Origin of the sequence: Neoroseomonas oryzicola (genome assembly GCF_012163135.1) — a bacterium.
GTDB lineage: Bacteria > Pseudomonadota > Alphaproteobacteria > Acetobacterales > Acetobacteraceae > Neoroseomonas > Neoroseomonas oryzicola.
The window spans coordinates 395,683-413,286 of the sequence record NZ_JAAVUP010000001.1; the positions used below are offsets into that span (position 1 = coordinate 395,683).

Genomic DNA, 17,604 nt, shown 5'->3' on the forward strand with positions numbered 1-17,604 from the left:
AAGGTCGGGGGGAAGGGAACTTCCCCCCGAGCCCCCCAACCTTCTTTGTATACTTTCAGGCTGGGATGATGCGGCCGTCCTGAAGCGTCACGATGCGGTCCATGCGGCGGGCCAGTTCCGGATTGTGCGTCGCCACCAAGGCCGCGACGCCATGGCCGCGCACCTGCTCCAGCAGTTCCGCGAAGACCCGGTCCGAGGTGCCGACGTCGAGGTTCCCGGTCGGCTCGTCTGCCAGCAGAATGCGCGGGCGGTTCGCCAGCGCGCGCGCGATCGCCACGCGCTGCTGCTCGCCGCCCGACAGCTTACCCGGCCGATGCGTCTCGCGCCCCGTCAGCCCGAAGGCCGCGAGCAGCTCATGCGCCCGCGCATTCGCGTCCCGCCGCGACACGCCGGCGGCCATCTGCGGCAGCGCGATGTTCTCCTCCGCCGTGAATTCCGGCAGCAGGTGGTGGAACTGGTAGACGAAACCGATCGTCGTGCGGCGGATGCCCGTCCGCGCATCGTCGGACAGCGTCCCGGCCCCCTTCCCCTCGACGAAGACCTCCCCGCCATCGGGCTTCTCGAGCAGCCCCGCGAGGTGCAGCAGCGTCGACTTGCCCGTGCCCGAGGGTGCGACCAGCGCGACGATCTCGCCCGCCGCCAACGTCAGGTCGGCTCCGCGCAGCACCGGCAATTCGCCGGCCTCGGACTTGTAGCGCCGCTCGACGGCGGCGAGGCGCAGCGGCGGCTCACTCATTGCGCAGCGCCTCCACAGGATCGGTCTTCGCCGCCCGCCAGGATGGATAGAGCGTCGCGAGCAGCGACAGCACCAGCCCCATGCCGACCACCTGCGCGACCTCGTTGTAGTCCAGGATCGCCGGCAGCCGCGTGAGGAAATAGACCTCCGGGCTGAACAGCTCGGTCCCCGACAGGGACTGCAGCGCCTGGCGGATGCTCTCGATGTTCCAGCAGAACACGACGCCGATCAGGAAGCCGATCAGCGTCCCCAGCACGCCGACCGACGCACCGCAGAGCAGGAAGATCCGCATCACCGCCCCGCGTGTCGCCCCCATGGTCCGCAGGATCGCGATGTCCCTGCCCTTGTCCTTCACCATCATGATCAGCGAGGAGACGATGTTGAACGCCGCCACGATGATGATGAGCGTGAGGATCAGGAACATCACGTTCCGTTCGACCTGCACGGCGTTGAAGAAGGAGGAATTCGCGTCCTGCCAGGACAGCACCGTCACCGGGCTGCCGGCACGCTCGCGGATCTCCCGCATGATGGTGCGCACCCGCGTCGGATCCTGGACGAAGACCTCGATCTGCGTCGCCGCCCCGCGCTGCTGGAAGTAAAGCTGCGCGGCTTCGAGCGGCAGGAAGACGAAGGAGGAATCGTATTCGTTCATCCCGACGTCGAACAAGGCGACGACCTGGTAGGACTTCACCCGCGGCACCGTGCCGAACACCGTCGTCCGCCCCTGGGGCGCCACCAGCGAGACGCTGTCCCCCACCGTCACCCGCAACCGGTTCGCGAGCCGCGTGCCGAGGATGATCGCATCCTCGCCCTGGAAATCAGCCAGGCTGCCCCAGCGGATGCCATCCGCGATGATCCGCCGCGCGCGCAGATCCTCCGGCCGGATGCCGCGCGCGAGGCCGCCCGAGGCCCCGCCCCGCTCGCTCGTGATCAGCACCTGCCCCTCGACGATCGGCGTCGCCGAGACGATGCCCGGGATGGCGCGGATGCGGTTGGTCACCGCGTCGTAGTCGCGGAACGGTCCCTCGGCGGCATAGACGCCGATATGCCCGTTCAACCCGAGGATCCGGCCCAGCAGTTCCGCGCGGAAGCCGTTCATCACGCTCATCACGATGATCAGCGTCGCCACGCCGAGCGCGATGCCGACCAGCGAGAAGATCGCGATCACCGACACGAACCGCTCCCCCTTGCGGGCGCGCAGGTATCGGAAGGCGACGGCGCGCTCGAAGGCGTTGAACATCAGCCGCGGATCTTCGCGACGGCGTCCTCGAGCGAGACCTCCGCGCGTTCCCCGGTGGCCCGGCGCTTGAGTTCGACCTTGCCGGCCGCGGCCCCGCGCGGGCCGACGATCGCCTGCCAGGGGAAGCCCATCAGGTCGGCGTCGGCGAACTTCTCGCCGGCGCGGGCGCTGCGGTCGTCATAGACGACCTCGTCGCCCAGGCGCGCATAGAGCGTCTCGCACATCGCATCCGTCGCCGCGTCGCCGGGGCGCAGGTTGAGGATCGCGGCCGACCAGGGTGCGACCGCGTCGGGCCACTTGATGCCGGCCTCGTCGTGGTTCGCCTCGATCAGCGCGCCCACCAGGCGGGAGACGCCGATACCGTAGGATCCCATCTCCGGAATCACCGGCACGCCGTCCGGACCGGTCACCGACAGGCCGAGCGGCGCGCTGTACTTGGTGCCGAAGAAGAAGATGTGCCCGACCTCGATGCCGCGCCCTTCGCGGCGGCGCGCTTCCGGCACCGCGGCCCAGGCGGCCTCGTCATGCATCTCGTCTGTCGCGGCATAGGTCGCGGTGACGCGGTCGAAGAAGGCCTTCAGCCCGTCCACATCGTCGAAGGACACGTTGGACCCCGCCCAATCCGTCTCCTCGTAGCCCGCGTCGTAGAAGACGCCGCTCTCCCCGGTCTCGGCCAGGATGATGAACTCATGGGACAGCTTCCCGCCGATCGGCCCGGTATCGGCGCGCATCGGCACCGCCGTCAGTCCCATGCGCTGGAAGGTGCGCAGATAGGCTAGGAACATCTGCCGGTAGGAGTGCTCGCCGCCTTCCTTGTTCAGGTCGAAGGAATAGGCGTCCTTCATCAGGAATTCGCGGCCGCGCATCACGCCGAAGCGCGGGCGCACCTCGTCGCGGAACTTCCACTGGATGTGGTAGAGGTTGCGCGGCAAATCGCGGTAGGACTTGGCGAACTGCTTGAAGATGTCGGTGACCATTTCCTCGTTGGTCGGGCCGAACAGCATCTCCCGCTCATGCCGGTCGCGGATGCGCAGCATCTCCTTGCCGTAGTCGTCGTAGCGGCCGGACTCCCGCCACAGCTCGGCCGGCTGGATGGTCGGCATCAGGATTTCCTGCGCGCCGGCGCGGTCCTGCTCCTCGCGCACGATCTGCTCGACCTTGCGCAGCACGCGCAGCCCGGCCGGCAGCCAGGCGTAGATCCCGGCGGAGGTCTGCCGGATCAGCCCGGCGCGCAGCATCAGGCGGTGGGAGGCGATCTGCGCCTCGGCCGGGGTTTCCTTGAGCGTGGGCAGGAAGGCGCGGGAGAGGCGCAAGGTTCAATCCTTCGCGGCGATCGGCTGTGGAATCGGGCGCGAACCTAGCGATGCGGCGGGGTCGCCGGAAGGGGCCGCGGGACATCCCGCATTGGGAAAGAACAAGTCTCGATGCTGCATCGCAGCGACATTTTCGGTCGCAAGAAGGCCAGAAGCACTCACTTTATGCTTGAGGCCGCCAGCCGCGGCCGTTAAGACAAAAAAAAAGGGCCGCGCCCCAGAGGTCGCGGCCCAAGTTTAGGGAGGAAACGCCAGTCACACGGCAGGAAGAGAACCAACCTCTTCCTGAGACCAAGGATGGTCGGCCGGGGCTCGGCGAACAACGGAAAATACCCGTGTGCAGGATCAAAAAAGCGGCGTTCAGCCGCTCCCTGCACTTTTCTCGCTCAAATCCCCACCAAACCGCTCAATCGATGATCAGTCCGCGGGCATGGCGAGGATGCCCGTGCGGAAGGACAGCCATTCGCTCTGCACCATGTACCAGATGCCGACCCAGATGACGGCGGCGAGCACCGTGGTCGCGAGGGCCTTCCACCCCAGATTCGCGGCGACCGGCGCCCCGCGCCAGCCGCCTGCGGCCGGATCGCCCTCGGAATCGGGGCGCGTGCCGATGGGCAGGACGCAGAACAGCACCGTCCACCAGACCAGCAGATAGACCACGATACCGGTAAACCAGGTCATGCGCGCCGAACCCCTGCACTTGGCCCGCGCTGCCTAGTCCCGGGGGTAGCAGGGGGCAAGGGCCTCAGCGCCGCCCGGCGACCTGGCGCAGCCGGTCGACGACCGCCGGCGCGAAGGGCGATTCGGCCGGCAGGCCCTGTTCGCGCGCAAAGGCGGTCAGCGCGACGCGGATCGCCGGGCTGTCCCGGCCATCGACCGGACCGATCCAGGACCCGCGCGCGGCAAGCGTCGATTGTGCGAAGCGGACCAGGGCGCGGTCGACCGGCGGGACCGGCCCGCGCGCCGTTTCGCCTCGGACGCGGCCGAGGGCCTGGCGCGCCGCGGCCGGCGGCACGCGTCCCTGCAGGGCAGCCCGATACCGCGCCGCGGCGGCGACGCCCCGCTGTTCCGCGATCGTGAAGCGCGCGAGGGCCTCGGCCTCGTCGCGCGCGGTTCCCTCTCCCGCGACCTGCAGCATGGCGAGCGCGAACTGCGCCTGCGGCAGGCCTCGTTCGGCCGCGCGCTGGAACCAGACGGCCGCCCAGGCAACGTCGCGGGCCGTGCCGTCCCCGGCCTCGAGGAGCTGTGCCAGGCGATATTGCGCTTCGGGTTGGCCCTGCTGGGCGGCGCGCTGCAGCCAGACCAAGGCAGCAGCGGCATCGCGCGAGCCGCCGGCGCCGCTCAGATGGCCGTGAGCCAGCATCAGTTGCGCGTCCGGGTCGCCGAGCTGCGCCGCCTGCTCGACGAGGCGCGCGGCCCCCTCGGGGTCCGCTGGACGGTTGCCGCGGGGCGACATCAACGCCACGGCGGAACGCTGCAGCCGGGCCCCTTCCCTCAGGTCGGTGGCGCTCGGCGCGGGCGGGGGCGTGCTGGGAACCGCTGTCGTCGCGGGGGTCTCGATCAGCGCGCAGCCGCCCGCGGCAAGCAGCGTCGCGACCAGGGCGAAGACGCGCAGGGCATGGCAGGACAACCGAGCCATGCGGCGATCGTAGCGCGCCGGCCGCCCCAAGGTCACGCCGCCCGACGCGTCAGACGCGCAGGAGGTGAACCTCGACGGTCGGCCGCTTGCGCAGCCGGCGCCCGACCGCCTTGCGGACGGCACTGCGCACCGCCTCGCGCAACTGGTCGTCCTCGCGCTTCAGCGCGGCGGGCATGTCGCCGACCGCGCGGCGCAGATCCTCGGCGATCAGGCCGGGGTCGGGGTCGCCCATCTCGAACAGCCCAGGCGCCGAGATCTGCGGGCTGCCGAGCACCCTGCCCTGCCCATCCACCGCCAGCGAGGCCATCACCACGCCGTTGAACATCATCCGCCGACGCGCGGCGAGCAGGCTGCCGTCGATCGGGATCAGCCGGTCCCCGTCCACCGCCAGGCGGCCGGTCGGGATCCCTTCCACCACCTCCGGCCGGTTGCCCGACAGGCGCAGCACGTCGCCATCCTCGATCAGGAACGGCTTCGCGCCGCAATCGGTGGCGAGGGCGGCATGTTCCTGCATGTGCCGCCATTCGCCGTGCACCGGCACGGAAAAGCGCGGTTTCACCAGCGCATAGAGGCGGCGCAGCTCGTCCCGCGCCGGATGGCCGGAGACATGGACCATGTGGTCCTCATCCGTCATCACCCGGCAGCCGCGGCGGGCGAGGCCGTCCTGCACGCGCTGGATGGCACGCTCATTCCCCGGGATCCGGCGGGAGGAGAAGATCACCGTGTCACCCTCCCCCAGCGCGATGTTGGGGTGGGTGTCCTCGGCGATCTTGGCCATGGCCGAGCGCGGTTCGCCCTGGCTGCCGGTGCAGATCAGCAGGATCTCGTCGTCGGGGAGGAAGCCTGCCTCCTCCTCCGGAACGAAGGGCGAGATGGACTTCAGGTAGCCGCAGTCGCGCGCCGCCTGCTCGATGTTCCGCAGCGAACGGCCGAACAGCGACACCTGCCGTCCGGCGGCGCGGCCCGCGAGCGCGATCGATTCCAGCCGCGCCACGTTCGAGGCGAAGCCGGTCACCGCCACGCGCCCCTTGAGGCCGCGGATCAGCGCGGCGAGGTTGCGCCGGACATCCGCCTCGCTGCCCGAATGGCCCTCCACCATGGCGTTGGTGGAATCGCAGACCATGGCGAGCACGCCTTCCTCGCCGAGAGCGGCGAAGGCGGCCTCATCCGTCCGGGGGCCGACCAGCGGGTCGGGGTCGAGCTTCCAGTCGCCGGTGTGCAGCACGATGCCGTGGCGCGTGCGGAGCACCAGCGCCTGGGATTCCGGCACGGAATGCGCGACAGGCATGAACTCGCAGTCGAAGGGCCCGAGGCGGAAGCGCCCGCGCGGCTGGATCACCTCGAGCGGCACCTCATGGATGATGCCGGCCTCGGTCAGCTTGCGCGTCAGCACCGCCGCGGCGAAGGGCGTGGCGAGCACCTTGCAGCGGAACTGCCGCCAGAGATGCGCGACGGCGCCGAGGTGATCCTCATGCGCGTGGGTGATGACCATGCCGACCAGGCGGTCGCGGTGTTCCGCGAGCCAGGTGGGATCCGGCACCATGACGTCCACTTCGGGATTGTCCGCCCCGGCGAAGCCGAGGCCGCAATCGACCGCGAGCAGCGCATCGTCACAGCGATAGACGTTGAGATTCATGCCGATCTCGCCCGTCCCGCCGAGCGGGATGAAAGCGAGGTCGCCGGTTACTGCGTTCATGTCGTTCAGTCGGAATCCGATCGCAGCGGGTCGCGCAGCGCAGAATGGTGGAAGACGGGGACCGGGTTGCGGTCGGCGAGGAGGCGAAGGCCCTCAAGCGTGATGTCGGGGTCGGTCCGCTCGATGGCAAGGGTGCCCTCGGCAAAGAGTGGCGCGAGGCCGCCGGTCGCGATGACCTTCAGCGGATTGCCGTACTCGGCCTTGATGCGCGCGACCAGGCCCTCGATCAGCCCGACATAGCCCCAGTAGATGCCGGACTGCATGGCCGGCACGGTCGAACGCCCGATCACCGCCTGCGGACGGCCGATGCCGATGCGCGGCAGGCGGGCGGCGGCCTTGTGCAGGGCCTCGATCGACAGGTTGATCCCCGGCGCGATGACGCCGCCGAGATAGGCGCCGTCGCTGTCCACCACGTCGAAGGTGGTGGCGGTGCCGAAGTCGATCACCATCAGCGGGCCGCCGTAATGGTGGTGGCTCGCCAGCGCGTTCAGCAGGCGGTCGGCGCCGACCTCGTTGGGCTGGTCGACGCGGATCTGGAAGCCCCAGTTGAGCGGCGCGCGGGCGACCAGGGGCTCGGTGTCGAACCAGTCGCGGCAGAGCCGGCGGAGGTTGTAGAGCGCCGCCGGCACCACGGTCCCGATGACGCAGCGGGTGACGTCGTTGGCGTTGATCCCGCTGTGCTGGAACAGCGCGAGCAGCCACACCGCGTATTCGTCCGAGGTCCTGTCCGCACGGGTCGCGATGCGCCAGCGGCCGCGCCATTCCTTCCCGTCATGGACGGCGAAGACGACATTGGTGTTGCCGGCGTCGACGGCGAGCAGCATCAGGCAACCTCCCCGGAGGCGACGGCATGGACGCGACCGCCGCTGGCAAGCAGCAGGCTGCCATCTTCGGCCAGGCCTGCGAAACGGCCGGCTATCTCGGCGCCCTGGCGGCGGATGGCAAGATGGGTGTCGAGGGCAGGCCCGCGGGCCAGCCAGGCGGCGAGGACGGGGCCGAAGCCCTCCAGCGCGCGTTCGGTCCGGCGGCGGTCTATGGCGCTCAGCAGCGCCTCGGCAAAGACTTCGGGCACCGGGGGCGCGATGCCGGTCTCCGCAAGGCAGGCGGTCCGGCGCCCCGGCACCTCCGGCGCATGCGCCAGATTCACCCCGATGCCGATCGACAGCCAGGCAATGCCGCCCTCCGACGTGGCCGAGGCTTCCGTGAGGATGCCGGCCGCCTTGGCGCCGCCAAGCAATAGGTCGTTCGGCCACTTCAACGACAGGATGGTCGGGTCCGGCAGCAAAGGCGCGACGGCGTCGGCAAGCGCGACGGCGGCCAGCAGCGACCATTGCGGCGCATGCCGCATCGGCTCGGCCGGGCGCAGCAGCATGGTGATGTGCAGGTTGCCCGAAGGCCCTTCCCAGGACCGCCCCTGCGTGCCCCGTCCCGCCGTCTGGCGGCGGGCGAGGACCGCGAGGCCGTCAGGTTCCCCCGCGTCCGCCAGTCGCGCCACGAGGTCCGAGGTGCTCGGCAGCGCCTCGTGGACGCGGAGGCGGAAGCGGTGCGCCGCCGTCACCCGAGCAGCGCGGCGACCGCCGCCTGCGCCGCCGCCACCAGCGGCGCCGGGTAGAGGAAGAACAGCGTGGTGAAGACGCCCGAGGCCGTCATCACGAAGGAGACGCTCGCCGGACGCGGGTCGAGCGCGCCCGCCGTCTCGTCGAAGAACATCACCTTCACGATGCGCAGGTAGTAGAAGGCCGAGACGACCGAGGACAGCACGCCGACGATGGCGAGCGTCCAGAGACCCGCATCGATGGCCGCCTTGAAGACGAACATCTTGCCGAAGAAACCGGCGAGCGGCGGGATGCCGGCCATCGAGAACATGAAGATCGCCATCCACACGGCCATGGACAGGTCGGTCCGCGCGAGGCCAGCGAGGTCCTCCACCCGCTCGACCGCCCTGCCCTGCCGGCGCATCGCCACCAGCACCGCGAAGGCGCCGAGGTTCATCAGCAGGTAAATCGCCATGTAGACGAGCAGGCCGCGCATGCCCGCCTCGGAGGCCGCGGCGAGGCCGACCAGCGCGTAGCCGACATGGCCGATCGAGGAATAGGCCATCAGTCGCTTGATGTTCGACTGCCCGATCGCCGCGAAGGCGCCGAGCACCATCGAGAGCAGCGAGATCAGCACGATCACCTGCTGCCACTGGCCGGCGAGGTCCCCGAAGGGTCCACCCAGCACGCGGGCGAACAGGCCGATCGCGGCGACCTTCGGCGCGGCGGCGAAGAAGGCCGTGACCGGGGTCGGCGCGCCCTCATAGACGTCGGGCGTCCACATGTGGAAGGGCACGGCCGAGACCTTGAAGGCCAGGCCGACGATCACGAACACCATGCCAACCACGAGGCCGGCGCTGGCCTTGGACGGATCCGACAGCGCATCGGCGATGCGGTCGAAATTCGTCGTGCCGGTGAAGCCATAGGTCAGCGAGGAGCCGTAGAGCAGCAGCCCCGAGGCCAGCGCACCCAGCACGAAATACTTGAGGCCCGCCTCGGCCGAGCGTTCATCGTCGCGGTTGAAGGCGGCGACGACATAGAGGCTGAGCGACAGCAGCTCGAGCCCGACATAGAGCGCCATCAGGTCGTTGGCCGAAACCATGACCATCATGCCGAGCGTCGCGAAGACCAACAGCACCGGATACTCGAAGCGGTCGAGCCCTTCCCGCGCATTGTAGTCGAGCGAGAGCACGACACCCGCCGCCGCGCCGATCAGGATCAGCACCTTGGCGAAGCGGGTGAAGGCGTCCGAGACGATCTGCCCGCCGAAGGCCGAACCTTCCGGCGCGCCGATCGCGAGCGCGGCGGCAAGCAGGAAGGCGCCGACCGCGGCCATGGCGCAGGCGAAATGCGTGTTGCGCTTCGGCAGCACGCCGATGCCGAGGATGGCGAGGCCGGAGAGCGCGAGCACCAGCTCCGGCAGGGCGAGGGTCCAGTTCATCGGCTTACATCCCCGCCAGGCGGGCGGCGCCGAGCGCGGCTTCGTGCCGCACCACCAGGGCCGTGACCGAGGCTTCGAAGAAGGAGAGGAAGGTCTGCGGGGAAACGCCCATCCAGATCGCGAGGAGGATGAGCGGCGCGAAGACCAGGTGCTCGCGCGGCGACATGTCGAGCAGCCCGCGAAGGTCGTCCTTCGTGATGCGCCCGAAGGCGACCCGCTTGTAGAGGTAGAGCATGTACGCCGCGCCCAGGATCATGCCGAGCGCCGCGCCGAAGGCGACGGTCGGGTTCCCCTTCCACGCCGCCACGATGACCAGCAACTCGCCGGGGAAGCCGGCGAGGCCGGGCAGCGCGACCGAGGCCATGGTGAACAGCATGAAGACCAGCGCGTAGGACGGCATGATCTTCGCGACCCCGCCGTAGCGCGCGATCTCGCGCGAATGGACGCGGTCATAGAGCACGCCGACGCAGAGGAAGAGCGCCCCCGAGACCACGCCGTGCGAGAGCATGGTGAACAGCGCGCCGGACAGCCCCTGCACGTTGAAGGTGAAGATGCCGAGCGTGACGATGCCCATATGGGCGACCGACGAGTAGGCGATCAGCTTCTTCATGTCCTCCTGCGCCAGCGCCACGAGCGAGGTGTAGACGACCGCGACGATGGACAGGACGTAGATGGCCGGCGCGAAATCGGCCGAGGCATGCGGCAGCAGCGGCAGGCTGAAGCGCAGGAAGCCGTAGGCACCCATCTTCAGCAGCACGCCCGCCAGGATCACCGAACCCGCGGTCGGCGCCTCGACGTGGGCATCCGGCAGCCAGGTGTGGAAGGGCCACATCGGCACCTTCACCGCGAAGGAGGCGAAGAAGGCGAGGAAGATCCAGGTCTGCACCGCCGGCGGGATGGCGTGCTGGAACAGCGCCGGGATGTCGGTCGTGCCGGCGCGATACCACAGCAGCAGGATCGCCAGCAGCATCAGCACCGAGCCGAGCAGCGTATAGAGGAAGAACTTGAAGGACGCGTAGACGCGGCGCTTGCCGCCCCACACCCCGATGATGAGGAACATCGGGATCAGCACGCCTTCGAAGAACACGTAGAAGACGATGAAGTCGAGCGCGGCGAACATGCCGACCATCATCGTCTCGAGGACGAGGAAGGCGACCATGTACTCGCGCACGCGGGTCTGGATCGCGTCCCAGGACGCCAGCACGCAGATCGGGGTCAGCAGCGTCGAGAGCAGCACGAACAGCACCGAGATGCCGTCCACGCCCATGTGGTAGGTGATGCCGAAGTCCGTCAGCCAGTCCAGGCGCTCGACGAACTGGAAGCCCGGATCGGTCTTGTCGAAGCGGAACCACAGGATCAGCGACAGCGCGAAGACGATCAGGCTGGTCCACAGCGCCGCCCACCGCGCATTGTCGGCGACGACCTTGTCCTCGCCCTTCAGGGTGAGAATGAAGACTGCCCCCGCCAGCGGCAGGAAGGTCAGCAGGCTGAGCAGCGGGAAGCCGGCGGCGTTCATCGGGCGGCTCCGAAGGCGAGCATGGTGACGAAGACCGCGAGCCCCGCGATCATGGTGAAGGCGTAGGAGGCAACGCGGCCGGTCTGCAGGCGCACCGCGCCCCGCGCGACATCGGCGGCGAGCGAGGCAGCGCCGTTCGGCACGCCGTCGATGATGGTCGCGTCGCCCGTCTGCCAAAGCACGCGCGCGAGGGCACGCGTCGGGCGGACGAAGATCGCGTCATACAGCTCGTCGAAGTACCACTTGTTCAGCAGGAAGCGGTACACGCCGCCGAATGTCGAGGCGAGCTGCCCGGGGATGGACGGCGCCAGCATATAGAGGATGTAGGCGAGGCCGATGCCCGACAGGCCGAGCACGGTCGGCAGCAGCGGCACCCACTCCGGCACCTCGTGGACGTGGTGCATGATCTCGTTGTGCTGCGCATTGACGATGGCGCCGCGCCAGAACTCCTCCCAGTGATGACCGATGAAGTTCGGCGCGAAGACCGCGCCGGTCAGCACCGCGCCGGCGGCGAGCACCAGCAGCGGCACCAGCATCACGGCCGGGCTCTCGTGCACGTGCTCCATCGTGTCATGGTCGGCGCGTGGCGTGCCGTGGAAGGTCAGGATGATCAGGCGCCAGGAGTAGAAAGCCGTCAGGAAGGCAGCCGCGATGCCGCACCAGAAGGCATAGGTGCCGACACCCGAATGCGCGGCGAAGGCAGCCTCGAGCACGAAGTCCTTCGAGTAGTAGCCGGCGAAGTAGGGCACGCCCGCGAGCGCGAGGGAGCCGATCCACATCACCGCATAGGTGATGGGGATCTTCTTCCAGATGCCACCCATCTTGCGGATGTCCTGTTCGTCCGACATCGCGTGGATGACCGATCCCGCGCCCAGGAACAGCAGCGCCTTGAAAAAGGCGTGGGTGAACAGGTGGAAGATCGCGCCCTGATAGGCGCCGACGCCCGCCGCGAAGAACATGTAGCCGAGCTGCGAGCAGGTCGAGTAGGCGATGATGCGCTTGATGTCGTTCTGCACGCAGCCGATCGTCGCGGCGAACAGCGCCGTCGAGGCCCCGACCACGGTCACGATGGCCAGCGCCGTCGGCGCATACTCGAAGACCGGCGACATGCGCGCGACGAGGAAGACGCCCGCGGTCACCATCGTCGCGGCATGGATCAGCGCCGAGACCGGCGTCGGGCCTTCCATCGCGTCCGGCAGCCAGGTGTGCAGGCCGAGCTGCGCGGACTTGCCGCAGGCGCCGAGGAACAGCAGGACGCCGATCACCTCATAGGCGCGGAAGCCTGCGAAGGTCGCGTCCATGTGCTGGTCGATCGACCCGAAGATCGTGCTGAACTCGACCGAGCCGAAGGTCCAGAAGGTCAGCGCCAGGCCGAGCATGAAGAACAGGTCGCCGACGCGATTGACGATGAAGGCCTTCATCGCCGCGGCGCAGGCGCTCTCCTTCTCGTACCAGAAGCCGATCAGCAGGTAGGAGGCGAGGCCGACGCCCTCCCAGCCGAAGAACAGCTGCACGAGGTTGTCCGCCGTCACCAGCATCAGCATCATGAAGGTGAAGAGCGAGAGGTAGGCGAAGAAGCGCGGCCGGTTCGGGTCGTGCGACATGTAGCCGACGCTGTAGATGTGGATCAGCGTCGAGATCAGCGTGACCATTCCGACCATGACGGCCGAGAGCGTGTCGTAGCGCAGCGCCCAGGACACCTCGAGCCCGCCGACATCGACGAAGGTCAGCAGCTCGATCGTCTGGGAGGAATGGCCGAGTGCCACCTGCCAGAAGGCGGTCAGCCCGCAGGCCGCGGCCAGAGCCATGCAGATGACGGTCGCGAGCTGCGCGGCCCGGTCGCCGATCCAGCGACCGAAGAAGCCTGCGATGCTCGCACCCAGCAGCGGGAAGAAGACGGCCCCGACGAACATCGCTTCAGCCCTTCAGGGTCGAGATATCCTCGACCTCGATCGTTCCGCGGTTGCGGAAGTAGATGACGACGATGGCGAGGCCGATCGCGGCCTCCGCGGCCGCCACCGTCAGGATGAACATGGTGAAGACCTGGCCCGTGAGGTCCCCGAGCGCGGCCGAGAAAGCGACCATGTTCAGGTTGACCGCGAGCAGGATCAGCTCGACCGACATCAGGATGACGATCACGTTCTTCCGGTTGAGGAAGATGCCGAAGACACCGAGGACGAGCAGGATCGCCGAGACGGTCAGGTAATGCGCGAGCGAGACGGCCATCTCAGTGATGCCCCCCATGGCCATGGTGGTGCTCCACCTGCTTGGGCTTCTCCTCCTCGGGCGCCGGCGGTCGGGCGATGCCGATCTCCTTGAGCCCGGCGCCGAGCGGCACCGAGCGCACGCTGACGGTGCCGGCGCGGGCGACCTGCTCGGCGATGCTCTGCCGGCGCGTGCCGGGCCGCTCGCGCAGCGTCAGCACGATGGCGCCGATCATGGCGACCAGCAGCACCAGGCCGCAGGCCTGGAAGAGGAAGATGTTGTCCGTGTAGAGGATGCGGCCCAGCGCCTCGGCGTTGGTCACGCCGGCGGGCGTCGGATTCAGCCGCAGCGTCGCGGCCTCCGGCGCGAAGCGCCAGGTCGCGAGCACCATGAACAGTTCGATCAGCAGGATGGCGCCGATGATCGCCCCGATCGGCGCGTAGCGCTGGAAGCCCTCGCGCAGCTGCGCGAAGTCGATGTCCAGCATCATCACGACAAAGAGGAACAGCACCGCGACCGCGCCGACATAGACGATGACCAGGATCATCGCGAGGAACTCGGCGCCCGCGATCAGGAACAGCCCGGCCGCGTTGAAGAAGGCCAGGATCAGGAACAGGACCGAGTGCACCGGGTTGCGGCTGGTCACCACCATGACCGCGGAGGCGATCAGGATGGCGGCGAAGGCGTAGAAGGAAAGCGCTGCGATCATCGCACGGTCACCGATAGGGCGCGTCGAGGCGCAACCGCTCGGCGAGCATGGGCTCCCAGCGGTCGCCGTTATCGAGCAGCTTCTCCTTCGTGTAGATCAGCTCCTCGCGCGTCTCGGCGGCGAATTCCATGTTGGGCCCCTCGACGATGGCATCGACCGGGCAGGCCTCCTCGCAGAGGCCGCAGTAGATGCACTTCGTCATGTCGATGTCGTAGCGCGTGGTCCGGCGGGATCCGTCCTCGCGCGGCTCGGCCTCGATAGTGATGGCCTGGGCGGGGCAGACGGCCTCGCACAGCTTGCAGGCGATGCAGCGCTCTTCCCCGTTGGGATAGCGGCGCAGCGCGTGCTCTCCCTTGAAGCGCGGGCCGAGGGGGCCGCGCTCGAAGGGGTAGTTGATGGTCGCCTTCTTCTTGAAGAAGTACTTCAGCGTCAGCGCCATGCCCGAGACGAGCTCGGAGAGGAGCAGGCTGCGTGCGGCGCGATCGAGGGTTGCCATTCTCAGAGCCCCATCAAGCCGGCAGCCAGCCGGTCAGCTTCAGCACCGCCGCCGTCAGCACCAGCCACACGAGCGAGAACGGCAGGAACACCTTCCAGCCGAGGCGCATGAGCTGGTCGTAGCGGTAGCGCGGGAAGGTCGCGCGGACCCAGATGAACGTGAACAGGCAGAGGCAGATCTTCAGAACGAACCAGATCGGCCCCGGGATCCAGTTGAAGGGCGCGATGTCGATCGGCGGCAGCCACCCGCCCAGGAACAGGATCGTCGTCAGCGACGACATCAGAATCATGTTCGCGTATTCGCCGAGGAAGAACAGCGCGAAGGACATCGAGCTGTATTCGACGAAGAAGCCCGCCACGAGCTCGGACTCGCCTTCCGGCAGGTCGAAGGGCGCGCGGTTGGTCTCAGCGAGCGTCGAGATGAAGAAGATCACGAACATCGGGAAGAGCGGGATGGCGAACCACACCGTCTGCTGCGCGCGCACGATCTCCGTCAGGTTCAGCGAACCGACGCAGAGCAGCACGGTCACGATGACGAAGCCCATCGAGACTTCGTAGGAGACCATCTGCGCCGCCGAGCGCAGCGCGCCGAGGAAGGCGTATTTCGAGTTCGACGCCCAGCCCGCGATGATGACGCCGTAGACGCCGAGCGAGCTGATCGCGAACAGGTACAGGATGCCGACATTGATGTCGGCGATCGCCCAGCCGTCATTCACCGGGATGACTGCCCAGGCGATCATCGCGAGCGCGAAGGTCAGCATCGGCGCCAGCAGAAACAGGACCCGGTTCGCGCCCGTGGGCACGATCGTTTCCTTCATCAGCATCTTGATGGCGTCAGCGAAGGGCTGCAGCAGCCCGAAGGGCCCGACCACGTTCGGCCCTTTGCGCAGCTGCATGGCCGCCATCACCTTGCGTTCCGCATAGGTGAGGTAGGCGACGCCCACCAGCAGCGGCACCAGCAGCGCCAGCGCCTTCACCACGGTCAGGATCAGGATCCCGATCGGGTGGTTGAACAGGAAGTCCATCATGGCGTCACTCCGCCGCCAGGGCCGGCGCCGGCCCGTAGATCGCGGCGCATTGCGCCATCACGTCCGAGGCTCGGCTGACGACATCCGCCTGGTGATAGACGGGGATCGGCAACACGAAGGGCATGGTGTTCACCGCCCCCGCATCGCCGGCCGGGCCCGTCGTGTCGGCGATGCCGGCCCGGACCACCTCCCCCACCCGTGCGAAGACCGGGCTGGCCTGCGCCAGGCGCAGCCGGATCGCGCTCGCGTCACTGTAGGGCAGCGTCTTGCCGACGCCCTCGCTGAAGGCGCGGATGATGCGCCAATCCTCCTTCGCCTCGCCGGGCGGGAAGATGGCGAGCAGCCCGCGCTGCGCACGACCCTCGGTGTTGACCCAGGTCGCGTCCTTCTCGGTATAGGCCGCGCCGGGCAGGATCACGTCGGCCCGCGCGGCCATCGCGTCACCATGGTGCCCCTGGTAGATCACGAAGGTGCTCGCCGGGATGCGCGCCGGATCGAAGCCGTCCGCATTGAGCAGCCACAGCGCGTCGACCCCGCCGGCCAGCATGGCGTTGAGGTCCTTGCCGCCGGCGCCGGGCAGGAAGCCCAGTTCCAGCCCGCCGACCTGGCCGCCGAACAGGTGCAGCAGGTTGAAGCCGTTCCACTCGGCCGTCAGCATCCCGGTCTCGACCGCGATCTTCCACGCCGCCGCCAGCACCGCCGCCCCGTCCGGACGCTGCAGCGCGCCACGGCCGAGGATCAGCATCGGCTTCTGCGCGGCCTTCAGCGTCTCGAGGAAGGCGGACCCTTCCAGCGCGGCGAGCGTCTCGCCCAGGTGCTGCGCCGGATAGGTCAGGTCGAGCCCGCGCGGCCCGACATAGCCGACCGGGAACTTGCCCTGCGTCCAGCGCTTGCGGATGCGCGCGTTCAGCACCGGCGCTTCCTTGCGCGGATCGCTGCCGATGATCAGCAGCGCATCGGCCTCGTCGATGCCGGCGATGGTCGTGTTGAAGCGATAGAACTCCGGCCGTGAGGCATCGATCGCCGCTCCATCGTCACGGCAGTCGAGATTGGCCGACCCGTAGGCCGCCATCAGGTCCTTCAGCGCGAGCGTGCTCTCGGCATCGGCCAGCGCACCGGCGACGGCCCCGATGCGGTCGCCCGGCAGCGCGGAGAACTTGGTGGCGATGGCCGCGAAGGCCTCCGGCCAGGTCGCCGCGACCAGCTTCCCGTCCTTGCGCACCCAGGGACGGTCGAGCCGTCGCCGCTTCAGCCCGTCGAAGGAGAAGCGGCCACGATCGGCCATCCACTCCTCGTTCACCGCATCGTTGATGCGCGGGATGATGCGCAGCACCTCGGGACCGCGCGCATCGACGCGGATGTTCGCGCCGACCGCGTCCAGCACGTCGATGCTCTCGGTCTTCTTCAGCTCCCAAGGCCGCGAGACATAGGCGTAGGGCCGCGAGGTCAGCGCGCCGACCGGGCAGATGTCGATCAGGTTGCCGCTGAGCTCGGAGGTCAGCGCCTTCTCGACATAGGTGCCGATCTCCATGTTCTCGCCGCGGTTGGTGCCGCCGAGCTCCGGCGTGCCCGCGACCTCGGCCGAGAAGCGGACGCAGCGCGTGCACTGGATGCAGCGCGTCATGACCGTCTTGATGAGCGGCCCGATGTCCTTGTCCTTCACGGCGCGCTTCGCCTCGCCGTAGCGGGACGAATCGGCGCCGTAGGCGTAGGCCTGGTCCTGCAGGTCGCACTCGCCGCCCTGGTCGCAGATCGGGCAGTCGAGCGGATGGTTGATCAGCAGGAATTCCATGACGTTCCGCCGCGCCTGGCGCACGACGGGCGTGTCGGTGAACACCTTCATGCCGTCATTCACGGGGAAGGCGCATGAGGCGACCGGCTTCGGCGCCTTCTCCACTTCCACCAGGCACATCCGGCAGTTGCCGGCGACGCTCAGGCGTTCGTGGTAGCAGAAGCGGGGGATTTCCTTGCCCGCAGCCTCGCAGGCCTGCAGCACCGAGGACCCGTTCGGGACCTCGACCTCGATGCCGTCGACGGTAACCTTCGCCATG

At 68.5% G+C, this 17,604-nt stretch carries 16 protein-coding genes; all 16 read right to left on the reverse strand.

The annotated features are described in order from the left end of the window. Positions 1-55: 55 nt before the first annotated feature. Entirely contained in the window at positions 56-736 is a 681-nt protein-coding gene (locus GWK15_RS01900) for an ABC transporter ATP-binding protein (RefSeq protein ID WP_168038519.1), read from the reverse strand. Continuing rightward, complete coding sequence (locus tag GWK15_RS01905; protein WP_168038521.1) at positions 729-1,976, reverse strand: lipoprotein-releasing ABC transporter permease subunit; 1,248 nt, start codon at positions 1,974-1,976, stop codon at positions 729-731. The genes GWK15_RS01900 and GWK15_RS01905 overlap by 8 nt, the downstream gene beginning before the upstream one ends. Beyond that, the gene (gene proS / locus GWK15_RS01910) at positions 1,976-3,289 is read right to left on the reverse strand and encodes a proline--tRNA ligase (RefSeq protein ID WP_168038523.1); all 1,314 of its coding nucleotides are present in this window, start codon (positions 3,287-3,289) and stop codon (positions 1,976-1,978) included. Before proS ends, GWK15_RS01905 begins: the two co-directional genes overlap by 1 nt. Positions 3,290-3,706: 417 nt before the next feature. Further along, complete coding sequence (locus GWK15_RS01915) at positions 3,707-3,970, reverse strand: DUF1467 family protein (RefSeq protein ID WP_168038525.1); 264 nt, start codon at positions 3,968-3,970, stop codon at positions 3,707-3,709. Between the two features lie 64 nt (positions 3,971-4,034). Then, positions 4,035-4,928 carry a tetratricopeptide repeat protein gene (locus GWK15_RS01920; protein ID WP_168038527.1) on the reverse strand — a complete coding sequence of 298 codons (894 nt, stop codon included), beginning with the start codon at positions 4,926-4,928 and terminating at the stop codon, positions 4,035-4,037. A gap of 49 nt (positions 4,929-4,977) precedes the next feature. Further along, positions 4,978-6,624 (reverse strand): ribonuclease J, encoded by a 1,647-nt coding sequence (locus GWK15_RS01925; protein ID WP_168038529.1) that lies wholly within the window; start codon positions 6,622-6,624, stop codon positions 4,978-4,980. 5 nt (positions 6,625-6,629) lie between these two features. After that, positions 6,630-7,448, reverse strand: a complete 819-nt coding sequence (locus GWK15_RS01930) for a type III pantothenate kinase (protein ID WP_168038531.1) — start codon at positions 7,446-7,448, stop codon at positions 6,630-6,632. Next, positions 7,448-8,182 carry a biotin--[acetyl-CoA-carboxylase] ligase gene (locus GWK15_RS01935; RefSeq protein WP_168038533.1) on the reverse strand — a complete coding sequence of 245 codons (735 nt, stop codon included), beginning with the start codon at positions 8,180-8,182 and terminating at the stop codon, positions 7,448-7,450. The genes GWK15_RS01930 and GWK15_RS01935 overlap by 1 nt, the downstream gene beginning before the upstream one ends. Then, a complete protein-coding gene (nuoN, locus tag GWK15_RS01940) occupies positions 8,179-9,600 on the reverse strand; it encodes an NADH-quinone oxidoreductase subunit NuoN (RefSeq protein ID WP_168038535.1) in 1,422 nt (473 codons plus the stop codon). The genes GWK15_RS01935 and nuoN overlap by 4 nt, the downstream gene beginning before the upstream one ends. Positions 9,601-9,604: 4 nt before the next feature. Beyond that, positions 9,605-11,116, reverse strand: a complete 1,512-nt coding sequence (locus GWK15_RS01945) for an NADH-quinone oxidoreductase subunit M (protein ID WP_168038537.1) — start codon at positions 11,114-11,116, stop codon at positions 9,605-9,607. Beyond that, positions 11,113-13,029 carry an NADH-quinone oxidoreductase subunit L gene (nuoL, locus tag GWK15_RS01950; RefSeq protein WP_168038539.1) on the reverse strand — a complete coding sequence of 639 codons (1,917 nt, stop codon included), beginning with the start codon at positions 13,027-13,029 and terminating at the stop codon, positions 11,113-11,115. Before nuoL ends, GWK15_RS01945 begins: the two co-directional genes overlap by 4 nt. A gap of 4 nt (positions 13,030-13,033) precedes the next feature. Then, entirely contained in the window at positions 13,034-13,360 is a 327-nt protein-coding gene (gene nuoK / locus GWK15_RS01955; protein WP_456306824.1) for an NADH-quinone oxidoreductase subunit NuoK, read from the reverse strand. After that, the gene (locus GWK15_RS01960) at positions 13,344-14,030 is read right to left on the reverse strand and encodes an NADH-quinone oxidoreductase subunit J (RefSeq protein WP_168038541.1); all 687 of its coding nucleotides are present in this window, start codon (positions 14,028-14,030) and stop codon (positions 13,344-13,346) included. The genes nuoK and GWK15_RS01960 overlap by 17 nt, the downstream gene beginning before the upstream one ends. 7 nt (positions 14,031-14,037) lie before the next feature. After that, the gene (nuoI, locus tag GWK15_RS01965; protein WP_168038543.1) at positions 14,038-14,526 is read right to left on the reverse strand and encodes an NADH-quinone oxidoreductase subunit NuoI; all 489 of its coding nucleotides are present in this window, start codon (positions 14,524-14,526) and stop codon (positions 14,038-14,040) included. Between the two features lie 13 nt (positions 14,527-14,539). Beyond that, positions 14,540-15,553, reverse strand: a complete 1,014-nt coding sequence (gene nuoH, locus GWK15_RS01970; protein WP_168038545.1) for an NADH-quinone oxidoreductase subunit NuoH — start codon at positions 15,551-15,553, stop codon at positions 14,540-14,542. 4 nt (positions 15,554-15,557) lie between these two features. Continuing rightward, entirely contained in the window at positions 15,558-17,603 is a 2,046-nt protein-coding gene (nuoG, locus tag GWK15_RS01975) for an NADH-quinone oxidoreductase subunit NuoG (protein ID WP_168038547.1), read from the reverse strand. Position 17,604 lies beyond the last annotated feature (1 nt).

Excerpts from the sequence above, each read along its gene's own strand:
- GWK15_RS01960 (WP_168038541.1), bottom strand. The coding sequence starts at position 14,030 with ATGATCGCAGCGCTTTCCTTCTACGCCTTCGCCGCCATCCTGATCGCC.
- GWK15_RS01915 (WP_168038525.1), bottom strand. The coding sequence starts at position 3,970 with ATGACCTGGTTTACCGGTATCGTGGTCTATCTGCTGGTCTGGTGGACG.
- nuoI (WP_168038543.1), bottom strand. The coding sequence starts at position 14,526 with ATGGCAACCCTCGATCGCGCCGCACGCAGCCTGCTCCTCTCCGAGCTC.
- GWK15_RS01925 (WP_168038529.1), bottom strand. The coding sequence starts at position 6,624 with ATGAACGCAGTAACCGGCGACCTCGCTTTCATCCCGCTCGGCGGGACG.
- nuoL (WP_168038539.1), bottom strand. The coding sequence starts at position 13,029 with ATGTTCGTCGGGGCCGTCTTCTTCCCGCTGCTGGGTGCGAGCATCGCA.
- GWK15_RS01905 (WP_168038521.1), bottom strand. The coding sequence starts at position 1,976 with ATGTTCAACGCCTTCGAGCGCGCCGTCGCCTTCCGATACCTGCGCGCC.
- nuoH (WP_168038545.1), bottom strand. The coding sequence starts at position 15,553 with ATGATGGACTTCCTGTTCAACCACCCGATCGGGATCCTGATCCTGACC.
- GWK15_RS01920 (WP_168038527.1), bottom strand. The coding sequence starts at position 4,928 with ATGGCTCGGTTGTCCTGCCATGCCCTGCGCGTCTTCGCCCTGGTCGCG.
- GWK15_RS01930 (WP_168038531.1), bottom strand. The coding sequence starts at position 7,448 with ATGCTGCTCGCCGTCGACGCCGGCAACACCAATGTCGTCTTCGCCGTC.
- nuoG (WP_168038547.1), bottom strand. The coding sequence starts at position 17,603 with ATGGCGAAGGTTACCGTCGACGGCATCGAGGTCGAGGTCCCGAACGGG.
- nuoK (WP_456306824.1), bottom strand. The coding sequence starts at position 13,360 with ATGGGGGGCATCACTGAGATGGCCGTCTCGCTCGCGCATTACCTGACC.
- GWK15_RS01945 (WP_168038537.1), bottom strand. The coding sequence starts at position 11,116 with ATGAACGCCGCCGGCTTCCCGCTGCTCAGCCTGCTGACCTTCCTGCCG.
- GWK15_RS01900 (WP_168038519.1), bottom strand. The coding sequence starts at position 736 with ATGAGTGAGCCGCCGCTGCGCCTCGCCGCCGTCGAGCGGCGCTACAAG.
- nuoN (WP_168038535.1), bottom strand. The coding sequence starts at position 9,600 with ATGAACTGGACCCTCGCCCTGCCGGAGCTGGTGCTCGCGCTCTCCGGC.